This is a genomic window from Enterococcus sp. AMC1252, assembly GCF_058216515.1.
Window position 1 is genome coordinate 3,513,204 of sequence record NZ_CM177097.1, and the last position, 25,074, is coordinate 3,538,277.

The 25,074-nt window shown below is 36.5% G+C and carries 20 protein-coding genes; 5 read left to right on the top strand and 15 right to left on the bottom strand.

The features are described 5' to 3' along the window. Positions 1-11: 11 nt before the first annotated feature. From AC4BB5_RS16600 to pepV, 3 genes are all read right to left on the bottom strand, one after another. Positions 12-569, bottom strand: coding sequence for a hypothetical protein (locus AC4BB5_RS16600; RefSeq protein ID WP_490457165.1), 558 nt, complete (start codon positions 567-569; stop codon positions 12-14). Between the two features lie 106 nt (positions 570-675). Then, entirely contained in the window at positions 676-1,206 is a 531-nt protein-coding gene (locus AC4BB5_RS16605) for a hypothetical protein (protein ID WP_490457166.1), read from the bottom strand. Positions 1,207-1,894: 688 nt separating this feature from the next. Further along, positions 1,895-3,310, bottom strand: coding sequence for a dipeptidase PepV (pepV, locus tag AC4BB5_RS16610; RefSeq protein ID WP_490457167.1), 1,416 nt, complete (start codon positions 3,308-3,310; stop codon positions 1,895-1,897). Positions 3,311-3,462: 152 nt separating this feature from the next. Between pepV and AC4BB5_RS16615 the strand changes: the two genes are divergently transcribed. Beyond that, positions 3,463-4,314, top strand: coding sequence for an NAD(P)H-hydrate dehydratase (locus AC4BB5_RS16615; RefSeq protein ID WP_490457168.1), 852 nt, complete (start codon positions 3,463-3,465; stop codon positions 4,312-4,314). Between the two features lie 3 nt (positions 4,315-4,317). Here AC4BB5_RS16615 and AC4BB5_RS16620 read toward each other — a convergent pair whose 3' ends face one another. The 5 genes from AC4BB5_RS16620 to AC4BB5_RS16640 form a co-directional block, all read right to left on the bottom strand. Beyond that, positions 4,318-4,968 (bottom strand): TetR/AcrR family transcriptional regulator, encoded by a 651-nt coding sequence (locus tag AC4BB5_RS16620; protein ID WP_490457169.1) that lies wholly within the window; start codon positions 4,966-4,968, stop codon positions 4,318-4,320. Further along, the gene (locus tag AC4BB5_RS16625) at positions 4,968-5,789 is read right to left on the bottom strand and encodes a DUF2705 family protein (protein WP_490457170.1); all 822 of its coding nucleotides are present in this window, start codon (positions 5,787-5,789) and stop codon (positions 4,968-4,970) included. The genes AC4BB5_RS16620 and AC4BB5_RS16625 overlap by 1 nt, the downstream gene beginning before the upstream one ends. Then, positions 5,786-6,673 (bottom strand): ABC transporter ATP-binding protein, encoded by an 888-nt coding sequence (locus AC4BB5_RS16630; protein ID WP_490457171.1) that lies wholly within the window; start codon positions 6,671-6,673, stop codon positions 5,786-5,788. The genes AC4BB5_RS16625 and AC4BB5_RS16630 overlap by 4 nt, the downstream gene beginning before the upstream one ends. Positions 6,674-6,841: 168 nt before the next feature. Continuing rightward, a complete protein-coding gene (locus AC4BB5_RS16635; protein ID WP_490457172.1) occupies positions 6,842-7,564 on the bottom strand; it encodes a pseudouridine synthase in 723 nt (240 codons plus the stop codon). A gap of 97 nt (positions 7,565-7,661) precedes the next feature. Beyond that, a complete protein-coding gene (locus AC4BB5_RS16640) occupies positions 7,662-9,311 on the bottom strand; it encodes a putative polysaccharide biosynthesis protein (protein WP_490457173.1) in 1,650 nt (549 codons plus the stop codon). Positions 9,312-9,774: 463 nt separating this feature from the next. Here AC4BB5_RS16640 and AC4BB5_RS16645 point away from each other — a divergent pair, with 463 nt between their 5' ends. Continuing rightward, positions 9,775-11,292 carry a UDP-N-acetylmuramoyl-L-alanyl-D-glutamate--L-lysine ligase gene (locus AC4BB5_RS16645; protein ID WP_490457174.1) on the top strand — a complete coding sequence of 506 codons (1,518 nt, stop codon included), beginning with the start codon at positions 9,775-9,777 and terminating at the stop codon, positions 11,290-11,292. 42 nt (positions 11,293-11,334) lie between these two features. Here AC4BB5_RS16645 and AC4BB5_RS16650 read toward each other — a convergent pair whose 3' ends face one another. Then, positions 11,335-12,243, bottom strand: coding sequence for an AEC family transporter (locus AC4BB5_RS16650; protein ID WP_490457175.1), 909 nt, complete (start codon positions 12,241-12,243; stop codon positions 11,335-11,337). A gap of 143 nt (positions 12,244-12,386) precedes the next feature. Further along, positions 12,387-13,589 (bottom strand): multidrug effflux MFS transporter, encoded by a 1,203-nt coding sequence (locus tag AC4BB5_RS16655; RefSeq protein WP_490457176.1) that lies wholly within the window; start codon positions 13,587-13,589, stop codon positions 12,387-12,389. A 482-nt stretch (positions 13,590-14,071) separates the two neighbouring features. Between AC4BB5_RS16655 and AC4BB5_RS16660 the strand changes: the two genes are divergently transcribed. Together AC4BB5_RS16660 and AC4BB5_RS16665 are read left to right on the top strand one after the other, a co-directional pair. Continuing rightward, positions 14,072-15,067 carry a serine hydrolase domain-containing protein gene (locus tag AC4BB5_RS16660; protein WP_490457177.1) on the top strand — a complete coding sequence of 332 codons (996 nt, stop codon included), beginning with the start codon at positions 14,072-14,074 and terminating at the stop codon, positions 15,065-15,067. A 22-nt stretch (positions 15,068-15,089) separates the two neighbouring features. Beyond that, positions 15,090-16,385: a serine hydrolase domain-containing protein gene (locus AC4BB5_RS16665; RefSeq protein ID WP_490457178.1), complete on the top strand. Its 1,296-nt coding sequence runs from the start codon at positions 15,090-15,092 to the stop codon at positions 16,383-16,385. Positions 16,386-16,543: 158 nt separating this feature from the next. Here AC4BB5_RS16665 and AC4BB5_RS16670 read toward each other — a convergent pair whose 3' ends face one another. Both AC4BB5_RS16670 and AC4BB5_RS16675 read right to left on the bottom strand, forming a co-directional pair. Then, the gene (locus AC4BB5_RS16670) at positions 16,544-19,009 is read right to left on the bottom strand and encodes a heavy metal translocating P-type ATPase (RefSeq protein ID WP_490457179.1); all 2,466 of its coding nucleotides are present in this window, start codon (positions 19,007-19,009) and stop codon (positions 16,544-16,546) included. A gap of 363 nt (positions 19,010-19,372) precedes the next feature. Then, positions 19,373-19,639 (bottom strand): hypothetical protein, encoded by a 267-nt coding sequence (locus tag AC4BB5_RS16675; protein WP_490457180.1) that lies wholly within the window; start codon positions 19,637-19,639, stop codon positions 19,373-19,375. A 390-nt stretch (positions 19,640-20,029) separates the two neighbouring features. On the opposite strand from AC4BB5_RS16675, the gene AC4BB5_RS16680 reads away from it, so the two are divergent. Beyond that, a complete protein-coding gene (locus AC4BB5_RS16680; RefSeq protein WP_490459087.1) occupies positions 20,030-20,626 on the top strand; it encodes a lytic polysaccharide monooxygenase in 597 nt (198 codons plus the stop codon). Between the two features lie 153 nt (positions 20,627-20,779). Here AC4BB5_RS16680 and AC4BB5_RS16685 read toward each other — a convergent pair whose 3' ends face one another. The 3 genes from AC4BB5_RS16685 to AC4BB5_RS16695 form a co-directional block, all read right to left on the bottom strand. Then, positions 20,780-21,793, bottom strand: coding sequence for a LacI family DNA-binding transcriptional regulator (locus AC4BB5_RS16685; protein WP_490457181.1), 1,014 nt, complete (start codon positions 21,791-21,793; stop codon positions 20,780-20,782). Positions 21,794-21,927: 134 nt separating this feature from the next. Next, the gene (gene pgmB / locus AC4BB5_RS16690; RefSeq protein WP_490457182.1) at positions 21,928-22,602 is read right to left on the bottom strand and encodes a beta-phosphoglucomutase; all 675 of its coding nucleotides are present in this window, start codon (positions 22,600-22,602) and stop codon (positions 21,928-21,930) included. Then, entirely contained in the window at positions 22,595-24,934 is a 2,340-nt protein-coding gene (locus AC4BB5_RS16695; RefSeq protein ID WP_490459088.1) for a glycoside hydrolase family 65 protein, read from the bottom strand. Before AC4BB5_RS16695 ends, pgmB begins: the two co-directional genes overlap by 8 nt. Between the last annotated feature and the right edge of the window lie 140 nt (positions 24,935-25,074).

A 25,074-nucleotide genomic window follows, 5' to 3' on the forward strand; every position in this document is an offset into this window, starting at 1 on the left:
TTGACAAACAACTACTTAAGCACGATCAAGTTGAATGATGTCTCAGTCCCAGAGAGTGCCGATTCTTCATTAGTTGTAGCATACCCTCTCATTTTCAGAAACATTTCATGTTTACCGACCGATAATTTTTTGGGTATGGGGATTTCTGTTACTGCTTCTCCTGGCTTGACCAAACCTGTAGTTAATACTGCTTGCTTGCGTTTGTCTATATATACAGTAAATTTAATGTTTGCTGTATTGAAGGCCGGATTAGCTAACGCTATATATATTTTTTTAGCACCTTTTTTTACTTTGACTTGCTTAAACGCTGGAAAAGCAATTTGTTCAGATGACCAGACTTCTGGTTTTCTAATTGTGCTTTTGTAAGCCACAGCTTTAGGCTCAAATCCCAAAAGAGGTTGGTTATCTTTTGTTAAGAAAAAATATCCACTACTTACAATTACTAACACGCATAATATAATTAAAATAATTAAGCGTTTCTTCTTTCCATCTGTAACTATTTTTTTATGAACTAAATGTATTTTTGGGTGTCCCTTTTGAGACTTGCGCTTTTCTTTTTTTAGTTTCACTTTACTTTCCCTTCTTTAACAACAGAAAAATTTAAGTCAATAAATAAAATTAGAATACATGACAAAAACGATGGTGAGTAGTATTTCTTCTAGTCCTCTTGTATCGTCATTTATCAGCTTTATTTTGACTCACCTTATAAGTTAATATATCTGAGTATCGCCCACGATGTTCTGGTTCAGTAAATAATCTTGCTGAACCTTTGACTGAAGTGTTATTTTTATTAAATATCCCAATTGTATTATTATTGTTTGTTACTAAGTTCTCCTTATCTTTTTCATCAATCGTCAATAACTTATAAGATACTTGATAGTTATCATTTACTAATTGAAACTCATTTTTAGATGTAACTTCTACTTTTAAAGATTTTTCTCCATCATAATTTGTTCCATCGGGTTTGACCATGGAAACTGTGCTATCCACTTTTTTATGCGTGTCTGTAAAAACAATAGCTGCTGGAACTATAATCATATATTCCGGGTTTTCTGGATTTTCTGGATCAGTAATATCGGTGAAATTTTTGTATGTTACCGGAACATTCTTCTTCTCCTCCATTGCAAAAGTTATGGATGGCTTCCCCCAGAAGAGTCCTCCAATATTTAGTATTAAGCTAAAGTAAACAACACGTTTCTTAAACATTCATATTCCTCCTGAAATGGAAACTACTATCTCATTTAATTATACTTGTTCGCCACTCTAAAGCAACGTTATGATACAGTTTCTATAGTTATATATGTGTTTTTTTATTCATTAACCATTTTTTTTTAATATCTTCACAACATAATATTCATAAAAAAATGAAATATTCTAGTGACTAGCTTTTAAATAAGCCTTTGATCCATTATTAATAAAAAGTGCTTCCCCTTAGTTTTAGCTCTTATGCAACAACTAAAAACGAACTTTAGCCTATATATAAATCAATTACATCAAAAATGCCTCTAGATTATGCATTAACTCCTTTAACAACAGCTACTAAAGAAAGTAAAGCAACTCAGTCCCAAACTCCACTCAAGAAAGATTTATCAAAATAAACAATTTATCCGTCGATTGAAGTAAGAACAGTTATACCAACGTATGACTCGAAAATACACTAACAGAAAATTTCCTTGAACTAATGAAACAAAAATGTGTTATAGGCATAGCTTTTCCAACTGTGAGAAATCAAAAAAAACGTTTATGGTCGTCGTCGGATAAAAAAATTGACTGAAACGAGTCCGGCTCACTACCGAATTCATTCCAGTCAATTATCAGGATAGTCTAGGTACAGAACACATCATTTTGCCCCGTACCCAAATATATTCCAATTATTCATTAAAATTATAAAGCCTTATTTCGCCAAACGATAAATCGCATCCGCATAAATAGCTGTCGCACGGAATAAATCATCCAATGCCATAAACTCGTTGGCTTGATGCATTGTATCTGTATAACCAGGGAACATTGCGCCATAGGCTACACCACGTTTTAGCAAGCGTCCGTAAGTTCCACCACCGATAATTTGTTCATGGCCTTTTTGACCAGTATGATCTTCATACACTTGTAATAAGGTTTCCACCAATGGATCATCCGCTGGCACATAATGCGGTTCTTGGTTACGTCCACCTTGTGTGGCTGTTACACTTTCCCCCACTGTTTTTTGCACTTTTTCTTGTAATTCTTCTGCTGATGTTCCTTTTGGATAGCGGAAGTTTAATGTCACTAAGCTATTTTCTGGGTTGGCAGGATCAAAATTAACAATACCAGCATTCATTGTTAATTTGCCCATTTTTTCATCTTCAAATGCCGTTCCTAATTTCTCACCGTAAAAATCTTCGTGAACGAATTCTGCTAATGTATTGATGAAGTTATATGCCCCTTCAGCAAAGCTGAAATTATTTAAGAAAGTTGCTAAGAATGTAGCAGCATTAATTCCTGATTGTGGACTAGCACCATGTGCACCTTTCCCAATAACATGGAATGTAACTGTTTGATCTGAAAGTTCCGCATGTCCTGAAATTTTTTGTTCTTCTTTAATAAATGTTTCAAATGATGCTGTTAAAGATGCTGCATCATCTGCTGAAGCAGCTGTTACGATTGCAGTTGCAGTTCCGGGAACCATATTTTCACGCAAGCCAGATTTAAAGCGAACTAATTGATAGTCCACGCCGTTTCCACCTTTGAAAGTCAAGCGGATTGTTACATTCCCTTTTTCGCCATTGATGATTGGGAATTCTGCATCTGGAGAAAACCCAAAGTCAGGAGTTTCTTCATGTTGGAAGTAATAATCCATATCGCCCCAACCACTTTCTTCGTCACTACCTACAACAAAGCGAACTTTTTTAGATAATGGTACACCTAAATCTTTGATGATTCGTAATGCATAATAAGCGGCCATACTTGGGCCTTTATCGTCACTTGAACCACGTGCGAAGATTTTACCGTCTTTGATGACAGGCTCGTAAGGATCGGTATCCCAACCATCACCAGCAGGTACAACGTCCATGTGTCCAAAAATCCCTAATGTTTCATCGCCCTCACCATACTCGATATGTCCAGCATAGTTATCGACGTTTTTCACAACAAATCCGTCACGCTCGCCATAAGCTAACATATGTTTTAAGCCTGCAACAGGTCCTGGTCCAAATGGTGCATCTGGCGTTACTTTTGAGTCATCACGTTCACTATTGATGCGTAATAAATTTTGTAAATCTTCTAATAGCGCATCTTTACGTGCGTCTACTTCTTTTTGCCAATCAATTGTCATTTTTTAGTCACTCCAATTCATTATTCTACCTTCCCATCATACCACTAACTCACTTAAAAGAAAAAGGCGGAAACAATTTTTCCCGTAATATTTTGCGCTTGATTCAATACAGCTTTATACTGGAGACAAATCACCAAAGGAGGCAACCAAAAATGAAAGAATTATCACAAGAAAATTTGACAGCTGTGATCCAAGCTCGCCCGCAAAATTCTCACAAAGGAACCTTCGGACGATCTGTTTTGGTTGGCGGAAACGAACTATACGGCGGGGCAATCATCATGAGTGCGGAAGCTTGTGTCAAAGCAGGCTGCGGTTTAACTTCTGTCATTACGTCAGAAAAAAATCATGCAGCTCTTCATGCTCGTTTACCTGAGGCAATGGTGCTAGATTGGGCGCTTACGCAAGAATTAAATGATTTGATCGATGCAGCGGATGTGATTTTGATTGGACCTGGTTTAGGTTTGGCGCCACATAGTCAGCAGCTTTTAGAAAAAATTTTACAGCTGCAAAAAACTGAACAATGGCTCGTGATCGATGGTTCCGCTATTACTTTGTATGCTCAAAATCATTCCTCTTTAAATTATCCAGAACAAGTTATTTTCACGCCCCATCAAATGGAATGGGCACGACTAAGTGGACTTAAACTCGTTGATCAAACCACTGAAAACAATCACGCAGCACAAAAACACTTGGGTGCAACGATTATCTTAAAAAGCCATCGAACAGAGATTTACACTGCTGCTGCCCAATACAAAAATCCATTAGGAACTCCTGCTATGGCCACAGGCGGTATGGGAGATACCTTAGCTGGGATAGTCGCAGGCTTCTTAGCTCAATTTCAAGATAAAGAAGCAGCTATTTGTGCTGCAGTTTATCTACATAGCTTGATTGGAGAAGAAATAGGAAAAGAACATTACGTCGTCTTACCAACGGAAATTAGTAACAAGTTACCTCACTACATGAAACGATTTGAACGATTAAATAATGAAACAGAGGAAAAATGATGATCATTTTTCCTCTGTTTTATTTTCTAGAAATCCTGTCTGCAAAATGGTCATATAACGCTCTGATCGTTCTGCTAAAAACTGCATTTGCTTAACCTCTGTTACTTCTGGATGAGACTTTAAAAACTGTAGACTCTCCATAGAAATTTGATTGAACACACCTAAGACTAGCTGAACGACATCTTGTTTTTCGATTTGGGTTTTGATTGGTAGTTGTTCAATAATTCCCGTCAAAAGTTGTTGCACGATTGCCATATTTCCATCCATATACTGTGCTAATTTCGCTTGGGTTTCTTTGGGTAAGTTATGTTTTTGTGCATATGCTGTCATCAACAAATGAATTTGATTTGGATATTTTTGCTCTAACTTTATTTTATGTTGAGTTGAGACAACCACAACTTTCACTAAGTCTGTATACTGCTTTTTAAACAGCTTTTTAGATTGTTCATTTAAGAAATTGATTACATTACTGATCGTATGTTCATACAACAGTTGCTTTTTACCAAAATAATGAAAAATCAATCCCTTAGAAACGCCAGCCTCTCTTGCAATTTCATCTGTATTTGCTTTTTGATACCCATATTTCGCAAAATGATTTATTGCTGCTTCTAAAATCCGATCATATTTTTGTTGATCGATCTTGATTTCTTTCACTAGACTTTCAAATCCTTCCGTTGGTAAAGCGTGTATGTGCCGCCTAGGAATAAAACAATCAAAATACTCAATACAATCACATTGCCGCTAGATAACCCCTTATCCAACAAGTTACTTGGGATGCCCATATGTGTGGGTGAAATGTTCTTAGCCCAACTAAATGAATCATTCAAATCAGAAAATACCCCGATCAGATAAAAACCAAAAACGATTCCTAACGAAATACTAGTACTCTGTTTACTTGATTTTAAAAACGTTGAAACAAAAAAGCCTAGCGCTAAGAAAAACAACAAAATCAAACTTTCTTGAGTAAAAATCTTACTGATTTCTTTTGTGATCGTCGCAGCGGAATCCGTTGATTGACGATATATCAATGTTGCCCCTAGAGAAACGCCAAATGAAATTAGCCAAAAAACAACTAAAATAAAGAAATTCGCTACAAATTTACTTGTCACGATCCCAATGCGCGTTACGGGCTGGGCATATAAAAATTCAATGGTCCCATCAGTTTCTTCTTTGATCAACGCTTGACTTCCCAGCATCATAGCATATATAGATGCTGCTAAAAACATATATTGAAAATAATAAGCAAAGAAGCCTGCTGCAACTAAAAAGCTTGATTGTCCATTCACACTGATGTTAAACGTTTTTAATAATGACGGAGACAGCCCAGTTAGTTTAGCATCTAGAAGGTCTTTCATCGCTGAACTATGCATTTGAGGATAGACTGCGCTAAAGCCGAAAATAATCACAGCGAATAAAATAGTCCAAATAATCAATCCTTTGATGAGTCCCTTACTTTCAATCTTAGCTGTAATCATTTGCCATCGCCTCCTTCATACAATGCCATAAACTGATCTTCCAGTTCAGGATTTGTAACCGTAAAATCTTGAATCGAAGGATCACCTAATAACGGCAACACTTCATGTAAATCTCCTTCATACAGTAAACGTGTTTCATTGCCTTGATGTTTTAAGATAGCCGCACCCATTTTTTCAAATAATGATAACGGAATATGATCTCCGGTTAATGTAATGACTTTACCTAAAGATTTTTCTTTAGTGATATCTTGCACTGTAATAATTTTTCCTTGTCGAATAAATGCAGCTCGATGTGCATGTTGTTGAACTTCATTTAAATCATGGCTGGATAAAAAGATGGTCATGCCTTTTTGATTGTATTTTTCCAACTCTTCAAACAAGCGATGTTGCATTAGTGGATCTAAACCATTGGTAGGCTCATCTAAAATCAACAACTCTGGATTAGGTAAAATTCCTGCTACAATGGCGATTTTCTTTTTATTCCCTAACGATAGATCAGCCATTTTTTTGCGAGCATCAATATCAAATAACTCAATAAAATAATCAATTTGCTGCTTACTATTTTTTAGTTGATGAAATTCTGCTACGTATTTAAGCACATCAATCGTGGTCATATTGGGATAAAAACGGACGTCGCTTGATACATAGCCTGTTCTCTTGCGAATTTCTTTAGCCTCTTTAATACTATCTAATCCAAGTAACGTAGCCGTTCCTTGATCAGGATAAATGAAATTTAACATCGCTTTGATCGTTGTTGATTTCCCAGCACCGTTTGGTCCGATAAAACCATAGATCTCACCTTTTTCCACCGATAGATCTACTTGATCAATGGCGGGTTGTTTTTTATATAGTTTAGTTAACCCTTTAAGTTCAATAGCTTTCATTTTATGATTCCTCCTCATTGACTAATTAGTCAATAGCAGTATATACCTGACTTGACTCACTAGTCAAAGAAAAGCACAAGTAGACGTTTTTGCGATGGGAAAAACGTCTACTTGTGCTCTTTATAAATCCATCACTGATTGAAAATCGATTCTACCAGTAAAAATTTTTTATTTATGCATTATTAGTACATCTAGTTCTTCATCAGTTAAAGTACGATATTCACCTAAAGATAACGTTTCGTCCAACCATAAGTTTCCCATCCGCAACCGTTTCAGATAGATTACTTTTTTATCCACGGCTTCAAACATGCGTTTTACTTGATGGAATTTTCCTTCTTGAATGACTAAACGAATTTCTGAAGTTTCAGTTGCTTCATCCACTGACTCAATCACGAGCTTACTTGATTTGACCTGCTCTTTATTTGTTAAAGCAAAACCATCAGCAAAATGAAGAATGTCCGCTTTCGTCACGATGCCTTGAACTATTGCAAAATATTCTTTATCTACATGTTTTTTAGGGGATAATAACTGATGAGCTAGTTGCCCGTCATTCGTTAATAATAGTAACCCTTCCGTGTCCTTATCCAGACGACCGACTGGAAATAAATCTTCACGATAATCTTCGTCCTTCAATAAATCCACTACTGTTTGATCCCACTTATCTTCAGTTGCGGAGATCACTCCCTGTGGTTTATGTAGCATATAATAATAATATTTTTGATATGTTCGTTTTTCTCCAGCAAATTTAATAATATCTTGCGCTTCGTTAATCTGTGTTTTGCCGTCTTTGACTACTTGATCATTTACAGTCACTAAGTTTTTTTTCAATAACTGTTTGACTTCTTTTCTACTGCCAATCCCAGTTTCTGCAAGAAATTTATCTAAACGCATATGATTAATCCTCCTATTCACGTTAAGCCTTGCCAGATAACACCTAAATATGCTTTAACGAAAATAGCGGAACATCTTGTCCCGCTATTGATTTGATTTATTTTATTTTCAACTTGCGACGGATTTTGACCACACTAGCTCCTAATAGCTTATCTGCTAAGCGCAGTTTTAATGTGATATAGCCATACACTGCTCCGCCAAATGCTGCCACGATCATAATGATCATAAACGATTGGAATTTTCGAGTTGGATCTAGGAATAGATATAAGAACTGTCTCATTACTATTGCAGCAACCATCATAACCAATGTAATTAAGAAAATCAGTAATCCACGTCGTAAAGTCAAACCAAAATTAAAGTGACTGACTTTTTTTATTTTTCTCATGATCAATACACACGATAAGGTAAATCCGATCATTGTAGCAATCAATGGACCATATACTTCAAAAAGGCGCACGCTTGGATACTGAACGACTAATTTCAAAGCTAAACCTAAACCAAAGTACTTGATTGCAGCTTTATTTTCATACATCCCCATCAACATTGTCGATGATAGCATATACAAGCCCATAAACAAGCCTGCAAAACACGCTTGAACCAGCACTGATACGCCTAAGGCATCGGGTGCATAAAACATCGTATACAACGGTTTTGCCAAAACAATCATACCGAATGTCGCAGGAAACATCACAAACATAAACAGTTGAAAGTTATTACTGATCAATTTGGATAAATCACGATATTTTTTTAAGGTAATCGCTTCAGTGATCAACGGTAATCCCGTAGCTGAAATAGATGTAGCCAACGCAATCACCACCATTGTCAATTTGTCTGGATTTGCATTAAAAATTGCAAATAGCGTCCTCAATTGACTACCGGAATACGTAGTAAAAGTATTCATAAAATTAGAAAAAGTAAATTGATCGACTAATTTAAATACCGTCACACCTGAACCAACAATAATAAATGGAATGGCTTCTTTTAGCGTCTCTGTCAATAGATCTCTTGTTGAAGCTTCATGCTCATTTGCACTGTGAGCGGCAAGATAATCAAACATTGGTTTTTGTTTACGAATATAGAACAGTAAAACAACTAAGCTAGCTAACATTCCTACAAATGCTGCAAGTGTAGATTGCGTTACTGCATCAACATAATCTCCATCAATCACTTTCATGATGATAAATGCTGTCAGTAACATATAAAAAACACGTGCTACTTGTTCAACTATTTGAGACAAAGCATAGGGCATCATATCTTGGTTTCCTTGGAAATAGCCTCGAACGACACTCATACAAGGAAAAATCAACACAGCTAAACTTAGTGAGCGCATCGTTGGAATCAATTCTTCTCCGCCACCTGACCACTTAGCTAAAAGTGGAGCTGCAAGATACATGATAATTGCAAAAATAGCACCTAAAATAGCCATCAATTGAAGAGCTTTATAAAAGAGTTGTCGGCTTATCTTGTATTCATTCAATGAATTGTAATAAGAGGTCTGCTTCGCAATAGCTGCAGGAAGACCTGCTGTAGATATTAATAAAAAGAGAGCATACACCGTATATCCCATTGAGGATAGACTATTTGCTTCATTGGCGTGCTCTCCCATCCATGCATACCATGGGATAATATAGACCGCACCCAACAAACGAGAAATTATATTACTAGCTGTCATCCAAGCAGATCCTTTAACCATTTTCTCTTGGTTAGTCAAGATCGGTTGATCAGCAGGATTTGGTTGATTTATCATTTAACTCCTCCAACTTTCTTTGAACATGCTTTCTTTATTTTAATTGTTAAATCAAGTATATGCAACGACTTTCTTGAATAAATTAACTTATTTATATTTTCCTCACTGATTTTATAAAAAAACGGTCGTTTTCATTTTTAAAATATCTAAAAACCAAATAAACACTTCGTTTACAACTATTCATTTTTTGTTCATTTACAAAGAAAAAAGTTCTAAACAACCCTTTTATTTTATAATTTTTTTTATATTTCATTAAAATATGATCATTATGTGTTTGTTATTTTAATAACTCTTTGATATTCGAAATCGTTGAATTTATATCCAGAGTTTCTCAATGTTTTTTTCACCTGTCACTAACAAGCTCCTTGAAGTTTTAACATTTAAATTGTATGATGAATTTCTAAAGTTTTCTATCCTAAAAATCTTTACATTCTGATTTTAGATACTGCTTGGAGGCGTAATGATGACTATTTCTTTAGAAACAATCCGAGAATGTTTACTAAAAGAACATCTTTTAAAAGAATTTATTTCAGCTGACGGTTGGTCTTTAACCTTGCCTACTGCGTTGAATGATAAAACATTTGATACTATTTCTTATGATTCCCGTACTGTAAGTGCTGATACACTATTTTTCTGTAAAGGCCTAAATTTCAAATCAGAGTACTTAGACAACGCGGTCCGATCTGGTCTTGATGTTTATGTAGCTGAGCAGCCATATGATGTACCTGCAACGTTAGGGATCATTGTAACTGATATCAAAAAGGCAATGGCTATTCTAAGCATGGCTTTTTATGATTACCCTCAAAAAAAGTTGAAACTAATTGGTTTTACTGGTACAAAAGGGAAAACAACGGCTGCTTACTTTACTAAATTTATTTTAGATCAAGCAACAAATAAAAAAACAGCGATGCTATCTACTATGAACTCTACTTTAGACGGGAAGACTTTTTTCAAATCTCATTTAACCACTCCTGAATCACTTGACCTTTATCAAATGATGGCAGAAGCCGTTAAAAATAAGATGACACACTTTATTATGGAAGTTTCGTCACAAGCTTATAAGACAAATCGTGTATATGGTTTATTTTTTGATGTCGGTATTTTTCTAAATATTACGCCCGATCATATCAGCCCGATTGAACACCCAACATTTGATGATTATTTTTATTGTAAACGTCAACTGATCAAACATTCAAAAACAATGGTCTTCAATCACGAATCAGATTATTTTCAGTTGCTGAAAGAAACAGCAGAACTTCATAAAATTCCCTATATCGTTTATGGAGATCACCCCTCAGAGGATACAGATTACATCTATCAAACAAATCCAGATGATTCTCTTGCTTTTTCTATCCACTCCAAAAATGATACCTTAACCGTTTCGGGGGAGTATCACTTGCGTTTAGGTGGTGACTTCAATAAAGGGAATGCCTTAAGTGCTATTCTTGCCAGTTCCTTAGTTGGCGCTGGACGAAAGGATTGTCAACAAGGAATCAAAGAAACAACTGTTCCTGGTCGAATGGAGCTACTGACAAATAAAAATGGCGCAAAAGTCTATGTAGATTACGCGCACAATTATGATAGTTTAAAGAATCTTTTAACTTTTGTCAAAGAAGAACATCCTAATGGTCGTTTACTTGTCGTCATCGGCAGCACAGGCAACAAAGCGATTTCTAGACGAAAGGATTTTGGTACTGTTCTATCTGAACTGGCTGATGTGGCGATTCTAACTACAGATGATCCAGCAGATGAAAATCCAGTCTCAATCTGCAAAGAAATTCAGTCTTACATCACAACAGATATTCCTGTTGAAATCATTGCTGATCGTAACGAAGCTATTGGAGTTGCATTAGCTATGAGCCAGACAGAAGATGCTGTTGTATTAGCTGGAAAAGGTGCTGACTTGTACCAAAAAATTGGTGGAGAAGATACTCCTTACGAAGGTGATTTTTACATCGCTGAACGTTTAATACATGAATAAAATGGAAGAGTAGGGATTTCACTCCTTACTCTTTTTCTGTTATTAACCCATAAACATCATGATAAGCGTCATCAATACTAAACTGATCAAGATACTAGCAGATGATGTAAATCCAACCGTTTCTTCTGGCATTCCCGCCTTCACACTATTAATTACTGAAAAGGTCGGTATTGGTGCTACACTCAATACAACTAAAACGATTCGCAATAGAGGATCTAGCGGAATGACAAAAGCAAATAACAATGCAAACGCCGCTCCACATAGATAACGCCATGCCAGAACTTCTTTCACTAAACGCAGTGCTTTTTTAGGTAACCTAAGTTCAAAATACAAACCGATCATAAACATCGATAAAAAACCATTTGCCTTAGCAATCATTTCCAGCACGCCCAATACTTCTACAGGTAATCCAATCTGGCCGATCCGCAACAATAGCATAACCATATATGCCGTAAAAGGCGCTGATTTAAACAAAGACAAAACGATTTTTTTCAACGTTGTCTCTTCTTTAGAACCAACCACTTTATCAATCAACAAGGTACTTCCACCTGTCAACATCACACTGTTCCCTATATCAAACATCAAAAGAAAGGGGACAGCCAAAGGATAAAATCCTTGAATAAACGGCAGGCTAAAATTGCCAATATTATATCCTGACATTGAATACATTTGAAATTTCTGTTCCAAAACAGGTCGTTTTTTACTGACTTGACTACCTATCAAAATCATCAAAATATTCAAAATGAGTCCCATTGTCAGCAGGAAAAATAAGGTGCCCGAAACAACGACACTTGCTAAACTAACAATCACCGTTGCCGGTAATGTAATATTTACAATAATAACCGACAACATACCACCATCTGCTTTACTTAGTAAGCCGATTCGCTTCATTAAATAGCCTAAAAATATGACAAAACAAAAACCAATTGCCTGTAATAATATTTCTTTCACCCAACTCGCCCCTCACTTATTATTTCTAACACTAACCTAGATTATAGCAAAGAATACTGCTCCACACGGGTTTCAATAAAAAACACCTACGCTAGCTTCTATTGCGCAGATGTTTTCTATCCTCATCACTTTAAAACAGGTTCTTATTTTTGTTTAACTTTTTCCCATAAAAATTTCCGTGTTAAGAACAACATCAAGCAACCTATAACCAGAAAATATATAGGCATTATCAACAATGATCCATTATGAAGTTTACTCATGCCAAACGTGAACAGACTAACCAACAAATAATAGCCTAAGCTAAAAATTGCGCCTGCCGTTCCAATCACATCTTGAAAATCCGTCAATGCTAAACTAAGACAATTAGGCAATGCTGTCCCTGTCCCTGTCAACAAGATGAAAATCCCCAACAGCATCAACCAAAACTGAAACACTTCAGGCAAAAAAGTTGCTGCACTGGCCAAAAGCAGAAAAAACGCCCCAAATAACATACTTCTGATTCCAATTAAAATGATTTTTTCCGGCTGATAAATCGGTAGTAACCGCTTGGACAATAAAGAACCTAAAATAGAAGCACCAGCTACACCGATCCCTAAAAATCCATACATCGCTGTTGATAGATGAAAGTGCTCAATAAATATAAACGGTGCTTCAGCATAATAACTGAACAACACTCCATTGATCGCTCCTATCAAAAAACCATACGTCAAAACTTTAGGGCTTGTTAGAAGTCGTCTAACGATCGGTATTAATCTTACTGGCACCCTGCTGCCCACTTCAAACGTTTCAGGCAGGCTTACAAAAGCATAACAAAAGATCAAAACACTCATCACTACCAATACAAGAAACACAGCTCTAAAACCCCAATACTGATCAACAATGCCTCCAATCAACGGCCCGACTGCTGGAGTAAATGCAAGAGCCGCAGAAATCTGTGCAAATAAAGCATGGCGCTGATTACCAAAATAACTTTCTCGTAATATTGTCTGAGTCACGACAGAACCCGTACTTGCTCCGAAAGCTTGTACAAATCGAGCAAATAGCAACAACTCAATCGTCGAAGAACGTAAACAAAAGAAACTGCCGATTCCGTAAAATAATAAGCCATATAGCATAGCCTTACGTCGTCCAATAAAATCCGATAACCAGCCCCAAAAAAATACACCTAACGCAAAAGCTAGAAAATAAATACTCAACGTCAGCTGAACTGTCGCCATCGATGCTTGGAAATCACGCGCAATATCTGGTAATGACGGAGTAAAAATCGTTTCACTTATCTGTGGAAACCCTACTAAAACAATCAATAAAACTAAAGATGGTACACGAGTTTTGATGCTTTTCTTCAAAATACTTCCTCCTAAATTAAAAGCGAAGCGGGCTCGTTCAGCTCTGAGTGAAAAATAGGAAAATAAGTTTGTGACGTTCTTTGTCACTGACCGATTTTATCTTTTTTTCTAAAGAGCTAATCCGCTTAGCTTTTCCGTTATATTAAAGAGTTGAAAAAAAACATCTATCTCCGGGAAGCGGCGGGAGCATGATCAATATTAATTTATAGGTATTCATCTGCTAATCACGTCCTTTTTTATTTACTATACGTTTATGTAAATATCTTCTCTATGGTAGCACAGATCTTATTGCGATTTCAATTCCAATAACACTTTAACTGGTATCACTTTTCAGTTTCCTGACGATTCATTCTTTACAACTAGTCTCAGCTCAAAATTTCTTTAGAAAGTAAAAAAATCGAAACATCTATCCATCAATTAATGATAAACTTATTGTAGTATATAAACGGCAGATACATAGTCTAAATAAAGGAGCTTCACTCATGAACTTGAAACAATTTATTCCAACTGACTTCAATGGTTTTGTCAGCGTCACATCTGACGATGAACCTCTATTATTTGAAGCTTTCGGTTATCAGAATCTTCCTAATCAAATAAAAAATAATGTCAATACGATATTCGGTACAGCGTCTGGTAGTAAAACCTTCGTTGCGATCGCCATCATGAAACTAATTGAAGAAAAGAAAATCGGGATCGATCAGCCAATCAACCAAATCCTTTCAAAGAAAATGCCTAATATAGATCCTAATGTCACGGTTCATCAACTACTGAACCATACATCTGGGATCGGGGACTATTATGATGAAGAAGAACTCTCTGACTATGCTGAATTATGGAAAGATTTCCCTAACTATAAAATACGTAAAAATAGTGATCTTCTTCCACTTTTTATTGATAAAAATATGATGGATACTCCAGGAAAAAAATTTCAATATAACAATACAGGATACGTTCTTTTAGCAACAATCATCGAAGAGTTGACACGCCAAGATTTTGACAATTACTTAAAACAAGTGATTTTTGAACCAGCGGGTATGACACATACTGATTATTTTGCGTTGGATCGATTGCCTGCTAATGTTGCAAATGCTTATATCTATGATCAAGAATCAGAAGAGTATTATAGCAATATCTACAGCATCGATGTCAAGGGTACAGGCGCTGGCGGCTGTTTTACGACCTTAAAAGATCTTCAACGCTTCTGGCAAACATTGTTTAGTGGAAAAATCATTTCTAAACAGGCAGTAAATATGATGCAAACCATGCAAGCTTCTGATTACTATGGTTATGGATTTTGGATTGCTCAAAACAACAAGGAACCTTTTCCATACATGCAAGGACAAGACCCTGGTATTTCATTTATTTCTTCTTATGATCGATCATTAAATCAGAATATTACTATCATGAGCAATTTAGGCCAAAATGTATGGGCACTGCATAAAGAACTTTCTGCCTTTTTGCTTAAGCAAAACGAATAGTTAAAGGAGTGAGATGTTCACGATGGATTTTCAAGCAAAATTAAATAACTATGTAAACTCCTATGAACAGCAAGGATACTTACAAGGAAATCTGCTCGTAGCTGATAAAACGGGTATCCTTTTGCAAGAAAGTTTTGGATTAGCTTCGATTGAATTCAACATTGCAAATACCTCTGATACAAAATACCAAATTGGTTCATTGACGAAAGCTTTTACTTCTATGGCTCTATTGATTTTACAGCATCGCGGCGCTTTATCTGTTGATGACCCTATCAATATGTACCTACCTGATTTTCCAAATGGAGATAGAATAACTATTTACCACTGCATGACATGTACTTCTGGAATTCCTGATTTTGCTTCATTTGATCATTTTTGGGAAACAACTATGCGGCTTACCTCAACATTAGACGATATGCTAAATTTATTCAAAAACCTACCTCTAGACTTTGATCCTGGGACACAGTTTTCTTATTCTAACTCTGGCTATTTAGTTTTGACAAAAATCATAGAGGTGATTACTGGACAATCTTATGTTCAATTCTTAGAAGAACAAATTTTTTCCCCACTGAATATGAGCAATACTGGATGCATGAACGAAATAGATATTGTCTTAAACTTAGCCTCAAATTATAGTTATTGGGAAAAGGAAATCAATACCCCTCAAACCAATCGTTCGTTTCCGCTAGGAGCCTACGGACTTTATTCAACTACAGGCGATTTATATCTTTGGGACCAAGCAATTAGAACGCATCAACTAATCCCTGAACACTTAACAAATTTTATGTTCACCATTAATCATGGTAGTTACGCTTGTGGCTGGGATATCACTATGATCGACGGTCATCTATGCCGACAACATTTTGGAGATATCAGTGGATTTGTTAATTCAATCAAACAGTTTGAAACAGATGAGCTGACAATTATTTTTTTAAGTAACCTTGATATCATCCCTGTAAATGTAATCACTAAAGAGATTGCGCACCTAAAATTTGACGATACTTTCAAAATAACACCCTACCCTTTGCAAACAATATCCGTTACTTCGTTTGAACGATTTGTCGGGGTTTATACAACAGAAAATTTTTCATCTTTTGAGATTGTTGCACACGAAGAACTGTTTCTTATTGTGCCTAAACTATACGGGGTTCACTATAAACTCAAACTTACCCCAGTGTACTCTGATCATACTCAATGCGTATTTAAAACAGCCAAACTCAACGAGTCACTTACTTTTGTTTATCAAGGAGAAAATAACTTTCAAAAAATTATTTATACCGATTATCAAGGTATAAATAGCATCGCAAAAAAGAAATAGCCTGTTGAAGGAAATGTGTTTAACTCTTTAACTAGCCTGTTTTTGAAAAAAGACCACTATCTTTCCTTAGCCGGAAAGATAGTGGTCTTTTTATTTATTTTTTCATTTATTCTAACTAGCATACTTACTTTTGTCGTTTGAATCAATTTACTAAAGCTTTATTTCTTCAAAACTGAAGGTTTAAACCCTTTTAATCTCAAAGCATTCAACAACACAGAAACCGAACTAAAACTCATCGCAGCTCCTGCAATCATTGGATTCAATAACGGTCCACCAAATAGATACAAGACACCCATCGCAACTGGTATTCCTAACGTATTATAAGCAAAGGCCCAGAATAAGTTTTCTTTGATATTCTTGATTGTTGCTTTACTCAACTCTACCGCAGTCGGTACGTCCATCAAATCGCTGCGCATCAATACGATATCCGCTGATTCCATCGCGACGTCCGTTCCCGAACCAATAGCGATCCCAATATCTGCTTGCGCTAATGCTGGTGCATCATTGATTCCATCACCAACCATAGCAACTTTCTTACCTTCTTTTTGAAGTTTCATGACTTCGTTGGCTTTATCTTCTGGTAAGACTTCACTTAAGACACGATCGATTCCAACTTGCTTCGCAATTGCTTGAGCTGTTCGTTTGTTATCCCCTGTGATCATCGCCACTTCGATACCCATTTGATGTAGTTTTTTGATTGCTGGTATACTGTTTGGTTTGATTGTATCCGCAACCGCGATAATCCCTGCAATCACACCGTCTTTTGCAATATACATCGGTGTTTTTCCTTGTTCTGCTAATTGATCAGACGTCGCTCCTAAATTACCTAAAGAAATAGTACGGTCATCCATCAATTTTTTGTTTCCTAATAAGAAACGACTCCCTTCGATCGTTACTTCGATTCCATGACCTGGAATTGCTTCAAAAGCCTCTGTTGAAGCAAACATAAGATTTTTTTCTTCTGCCCCATTAACGATTGCTTCACCTAGCGGATGTTCTGAGCCTTTTTCAGCGGAAGCCGCTAAACGTAGTAACTCATCTTGTTCCATACCGTTTGCAGTTACGATATCGGTCACTTTGGGTTTTCCTTCAGTGATGGTTCCTGTTTTATCAAAAACAATTGTTTGGATTTTATGTGTCGTTTCAAGTGCATCACCGCTTTTGATCAGCACGCCATTTTCAGCGCCTTTACCTGTTCCTACCATGATTGCTGTTGGTGTTGCTAGCCCTAACGCACACGGACATGCGATAACCAAGACTGAAATCGTGATTGTTAAAGCGAACACCCAAGATTCTTGTCCTAAGAAATACCACGCTAAACCGGCCAAAACGGATAACACCATAACGATCGGTACAAAAACACCAGAAATTTTATCAGCCATTTTAGCGATCGGTGCTTTTGATCCTTGCGCATCTTCCACTAATTTGATGATTTGAGACAACGCCGTATCTTTACCGACTTTGGTTGCTTTAAAGCGGAAACTACCATTTTTATTAATACTTGCGCCGATAACATTGTCACCAACTTTTTTCTCTACAGGCATACTTTCACCTGTCAACATTGATTCATCGATTGCTGATGAGCCTTCGATCACAACACCATCGACTGGAATTTTTTCTCCTGGACGAACAATGATTGTATCGTCTAATTGAACGCTGTCTACTGGAATTTCCATTTCTTGACCATTACGGAAAACACGGGCATTTTTCGGTGCTAATCCCATTAATTTTTTGATTGCTTCAGAGGTTTTCCCTTTTGAAACAGCTTCAAAATATTTACCCAATGTGATCAACGTTAAAATCACACCCGCAGATTCATAGTACAAAGCCATAGTGAATTGTGGATCTCCAGCAAAAATCATCACTGTTCCGTACAAACTGTAAGCCACAGCAGCACTTGTTCCTAGTGCAACGAGAGAATCCATATTAGGATGTCCTTTGAAAAGTGCCTTAAAACCAACAGTAAAGAAACTTCTACCCAAATACAAAACAGGAATCGTTAAAATCAACTGAACCATTGCAAATGTATCTGGATGCATCATAGGATCTATGAATGCTGGTAAGGGTAAGCCAACCATATGCCCCATAGCGACGTATAATAAAGGAACCGTAAACACAGCAGACATCCAAAAACGTTGCCACATGTCTTTGATATGTTTTTGTTTTTTCTCGCGGTCTTTATCTATCGTATCAGCTGAGTCAATTTGCTCTACTGCACCATACCCAGCATCCGCTACTGCTTTGGTAATATCTGAGACATTTAAAACAGATGGGTCAAAATCGACGACCATTTTTTCTGTTGCTAAATTGACGGATGCTTTTGCGACTCCGTTCAATTTAGCTGTTGTTTTTTCGATCGTTTGCGCACACGAGGCACACGTCATTCCTTCTATATCAAATGTTCGTTGTTGGACATTGCTCAACGCTTCATATCCTGCATCTGCTACAGCCTTTTGAATGTCACTTTCAGAAAGTTTGCTTCCATCATATTCAACATTTAGCTTTTCAGTGGCTAGATTGACTGTCGCTTTCGATACCCCCGTTAGTTTGGCGGTTGCCTTTTCTACTGTTTGCGCACATGAAGCACAGGTCATTCCTTCTATATCAAATGTTTTTGCTTCCAATTTTCTCCATCTCCTTTGTTTACTTACTTCATTTTTTTACAGTTATAACTTTATCGACTATAATTGTAGTCGAATCATTTCTTCTTTATATTAAGTTAGAATATTCTATTTGTCAACCTAAAGATCTGACCTTATTACGAATGGATGCAAAAAAAAGTTTTAGGCATTTCTTTAAGTCGAATGTTCAAAACTATTTCAGAAGTAAGTTCATAAAGATTTTCTCTTCGGATTCCAAACTAACCTCAAATAGAATAAAACCCACTTACTTGTATAACTTGATGCCAGTACTATTTTCTGGATAGTTGCTTAGCCAGATTTCTTTATTTTCATATGTATTTTTGATTATATTCAATAGATTGGTTATCACTTGTTTTTCATAGCCTTTTCCTGAAAGGCCTCACCGATCATGAACTTCGTTTCATTCAAGTCATTATCTGGATCCAGTGCATAAGCAGCAAATCCAATCATTGATTCCTCCTTATATATCCCTACTGTTTTTATGTTCGGGCTATATGCTGCTTCAAGAAGTGAATAAATATTTGAAAACAAGTCTGTTGTTTGTTCCTTTGATAATTTTAAAGAAAAACAATATTCCCAATTTTTTGTGTTTTTTTTGATATTTATACTCATAACTCTCTCTTACTCATCGTTTTCTGTTTATGATATCATAAATATATCGATAATTACTCACTAACCAGTTCATTATATTATCTTTTTGTCATGTAGATTTATCAATAAGATCTGCATAGAGAACTTGTTATCCACGCATTTTTACCCTACTATTTATTTATTTTATATAAAGTATTTATATCGGTAGAACCTTATTTAAATTAGGATTCCCAAATCCACATCTGCGTTATTTTATTTCAAATAATCCCACAAATTAAATAACATACATAATGATTCATAAACCAGCCTAATAGTGTTATTATCATTTTGTAAATAATTATTTAACCAAATTGTAGAGGAGAGAATATTTTGAAAAAGAAATCTTTAACGTTATGTTTATTAGCTTTAGGAATTAGTGGTATAACCCTGTTTAGCGGTAGTAAAGAGGTAGCTGCTCATGGTTACGTAAACCAACCAACAAGTCGAGTGTTTAATGCGAAAGCCAACGGATTTGGTTGGGGACCTGGAGAGATTTCATCACATCCAGAAATCATCTCCACACCACAAGGAGTTGAAGCGCCTACTGCTGATTTAGATTCTGGAAAATTGAATGGTAAATTAGCTTCTGCCGGATTAGACGTTTACTCACCATTAAATGTGCAAACGTCAAGCAGATGGGTGAAAACTGATATCAGCACTGGTGTAAATAATTTCAACTGGCACCATACTGCCGTCCACAAAACGAACCGATACAGATACTACATGACAAAACAAGGGTGGAACCAAAATGAACCGTTGACTTTGAAAAACATGGATCTTATCAAAGTAATTGGTCAGCCAATCGGCGAAGATTTTCCTAAAGGAGAAGGTTTTACACCTGCTACAGATGAATTACAAAAAGTAACTATTCCTTCTGATAGAAGTGGTTATCACGTGGTTTATGCCGTTTGGGATATTAATGATACGATCAACTCATTCTTCCAAGCTATTGATGTAAACGTTAAGTAAACTATTCAACCAACGTCAAAATTTACTATAAACTATTTTTCAAAAATTAAACTTGGGACTCCTCATAATATGGGGTGTGCCAAGTTTTTTATCACAAAAAACAGATATGATTTGAATATTAAAATCAAATCATACCTGTTTTAACGTGATACTCTATGGATTCAAAGAAAGAACCGTCTCTCGTTTAATCAATTTATGCGGAATGACCATCCGAACACCTGTCGCTTCTTTTTCCTGTAACGACTCAATCAATTTTTGCATACCCATTCGCCCAAGTTCTGCAATATCAATATCGATACTGGTCAGATAAGGATGAACAAGCGTTGCATAAATCGAATTATTAAAACTGATCACCGAAAAATCATCTGGCACGCGATAACCATACATTTGCGCTAGTTGAATCATTCGCATCGCGAAGATATCATCGATCACAACAGCTGCTGTTGCTTGTGTGTCTTTTAAAAGCTGTTCGAATGCTACATAATCTTCTGGCTTTTCCATATCTACTGAAGGTAATACCGTTAAATTGGCTAACATCATCGCTTTTTGATAACCAAAATAACGTTCATAATAGACATTTTCATGGGTCGTATTCGTAATAAACAGGATATTTTTATGCCCATTTTCAATGAGGTAATCAGTGGCATGTTTTCCGAGCAATTGATTATCATTATCCACGTAAATGACCTTATCTTCATTTGTATACGGCTGACCGATCAATGAGAAGGGAACTTGATTTTCGAATAAATAATCGATGACTGGATCCTCTTTATCTGAGTAAAGTAAGATGAACCCATCGACTTGCTTTTGACGATGCATCAGTTGAACATTTTCCAATAACGTTTCAAAAGATTGGGCCGTGGCAATCGCCGTCGTCATACTGTGTTTACGCGCTTCATCATTGATCGATTCAATGATTTCTAAGTAAAATGGATTTCCCATCCGCTCACGAGAATCTAAAGGCGGTAAAATTACACCGACTGCTCCTGATGAGCGTTTGCCAAGATTTCTAGCAGCAATGTTGGGCACATACCCCATTTCTTCCATTACTTTATAGACTTTTTTCTTCGTAGCATCTGAAATACTTGAGTGGTCATTGATTACTCTGGAAACAGTGGAAGTAGCTACACCGGCTTTTTTAGCAACGTCTTTAACAGTAACTGTCATCTATTCTCCTCCTTTCATGATTAATCATACAAATTTTAATAAATCATTCTATCGTAGAAAATAATACCATAGATTGACGCTATGTTGCTATCGTCTTTTTCTTTCAGGAATAATCGATAAAACAAACAGTGAAATCAACTGTTCGCTTTTGCTGTTTGCCAGACAGATAGCAAGAAATCAAACGTCAATTCTTTCGTAGAAGAAACAAGCGCGATATCTGTCCCAAGATCTTCTGAGCGCCCTACGCCTACAGGCAAGGCTAAGCTTGCAATAATGGCTTGAATCCCTGCTTTTGCATCTTCGATTCCGACACATTCTGCCGCTGTCAAGCCAACATTTTTGGCTGCTAATTGAAAAATCTCCGGATCAGGTTTTCCTTTTGAAACTGCACTTGGGTCAGCAATGCCGTCAAAATAGGACATCAATGCCATTTTCTCTAGCAGAAAAGGACCATTTTTACTAGCAGAAGCCAAAGAAATTTTGATTCCTTGTTTTTTTAAACTTTTTAACAAATCCAAAATCCCTGGATAAACATCTTTTGGGCTGACTTGTTGGATCATGTCTACGTAATACTCATTTTTCCGCTTGGCTAACTCAGCAAATTGTTCTGAAGTGAAGTCATTTGTTTTTCCGCCATGAGCTAGCAATAACGTTAATGAATCTTCACGGCTAACCCCTTTCAACTCTTCATTAAACGCACGATCGATCGTGATCCCAATTTCTTTACCTAACCGCTGCCAAGCTTGATAGTGGTATTCAGCTGTATCAGTCAAAACACCATCTAGATCAAATAACACACCTTTAAACATGAGCATTCACCTTTTCCATCTTGATCACTAATTCATCCGCTAAAACCAACTTATTCCCATATAAAGTAAGTGGTAACTCAGCTCCTGAAACAAGTTGTAAACGAACATTTTCTTGATCCACCGTAACATAGAGCAAACGATCCCGATAATTCACGTGGAAAGCATAACTTGTCCACGCACTTGGTAAAAATGGTGCAAAACTTAGTTTTTCATCCGCTGTCTTCATTTGCGCAAATCCTTGCACGATTGCAAGCCAACTACCTGTCATTGAGGTGATATGCAAGCCATCTTCAGTATCGTTGTTGTAATTATCTAAATCTAAACGGGCTGTTCGTTGATACATTTCTACCGCTTTTTCTTCCATCCCGAGTTCTGCCGCTAAAACAGCATGAACACTTGGCGATAAAGAAGATTCATGAACGGTCATCGGCTCATAAAATAAGAAATTCCGCTCTTTTTCTGCTCGTGAAAAACGTTCGCCAAAGAAATAAATCCCTTGTAACACATCTGCTTGTTTAATGAAGCAAGAGCGTAAAATACGATCCCAAGACCACTGTTGATTCAACGGTAAGTCTTCTGGTGTCAATGCTGTTCGCGGCATTAAATCTTTGTCTAAGAATGTATCATGTTGAACAAAAACGCCTAACTCTTCATCAAATGGATAGTACATGTTTTCGATGATTTCTTGCCAATGCGCTTGCTCTTCTTTAGAAATTCCAACTAGGGTCTCTGTTTTGTACTTGTCGTAATTCTCTAAAGTATATTGCAATACCCATGTTGCAATCGTATTCGTATACCAATTGTTGTTGATATTATTTTCATATTCATTTGGGCCTGTCACACCATGGATCATGTATTTTCCAGTGCGTTTAGAAAAATGAACGCGGTCTGCCCAAAAACGTGCGATTTCAGTTAGAACTTGCAGTCCTTCATTTTTTAAATAGTCTGCATCTCCAGTATAATTCACATAATTATAAATAGCATACGCAATAGCACCATTTCGGTGGATTTCTTCAAAGGTAATTTCCCATTCATTGTGGCATTCAATCCCTGTGAAGGTCACCATCGGATATAAAGCACCTGCTAAACCTTGTTGACGAGCGTTGTGTTTTGCTTGCTCTAATTGGTTATAGCGGTATTTCAATAGATTTTTTGTTACTTCTGGTTTTGCCAACGCTAAATACAAAGGAACCGCGTAAGCTTCTGTATCCCAATAAGTAGCGCCGCCATATTTTTCACCTGTGAAGCCTTTTGGTCCGATGTTCAAACGATCATCTTCACCATAATAAGTTGTAAACAATTGGAATAAATTAAACCGAATGCCTTGTTGCGCTGCATCGTCTCCTTCAATCACAACATCAGCAAGTTCCCAACGTTTTTTCCATGCATCATTTTGTTCATTCAATAATTCTTCGAAGGTTTTAGTCGTTTGCTTCAATAGTTGGACTGCCTTTTCCTGTTGTTGTGCTTCTGGGATATCACGACTCGTCAAAACGACTACCTGCTTCTCTAACGTTACTGATTCATTTGCTTGTAGATTCGCTTGAAATGATTGTTGCACGGTTAAAGGTTTTGTTTCGGCAGCTTCTACTTTCGCCTCTGTTATATGTTTCATTGCTGCCGTTACACTAAACTGTTCAATACCAAACGGATTTGGGAGTGTTTTAGTTGTTAAAAAGCCGATTGCTTCTTCAAAACCAGATTGCTGCGCTTCCCAAAACATTTCATCATAATTACTATCTTCATTACGCACATCTCCATCGATTTTTGAGATGATTTGAATATCTGCAGTCCCTTCAAGAACTTCTGCCATTACCCGAATCACAGCCAGTTCTTGTTGCACAATACTCAAAAAACGCTCAAATCTGAATTTGACTTTTGTATCTTTATTTTCAAGGATAAACGTACGTGTCAACAGCCCATTATGCATATCTAATTCTAAGTAAAAATCTTTTGGTTCTTGCACGCCTAAGTCTACAGCTTCGCCATTCACAAAAATATCCATCGCGATAAAATTCACTGCATTGATAACTTTCCCAAAGTATTCAGGATACCCATTTTTCCACCAACCAACTCTGGTCTTGTCTGGATACCAAACTCCTGCTAAATAAGTGCCTTGATGGTGATCTCCTGTATAGTGTTCTTCAAAATTCCCTCTCATCCCCATATAACCATTTCCCATTGATGTTAGGGACTCTTGAAGACGGCGTTCATTACGTTCTAATTGATGTGTAGCGATTTTCCATGGGTCTATTTCAAATAAATGCTTCATTTTCTCTCCTCCTGTAAATGGTTTGCTTCTTAACATCATAATAAACGCAACCGATTGCATTGTCAAACATTTATTTCCGTCTCACTGCTTATTAGTTGAATATCCTTTACATATAATGATACTATCGTTTTATCACCAATGAAAAAGATGTGATTTCATTTAAGGGTTTACAAAAATAAAAATCTGCTTTATACTACAAT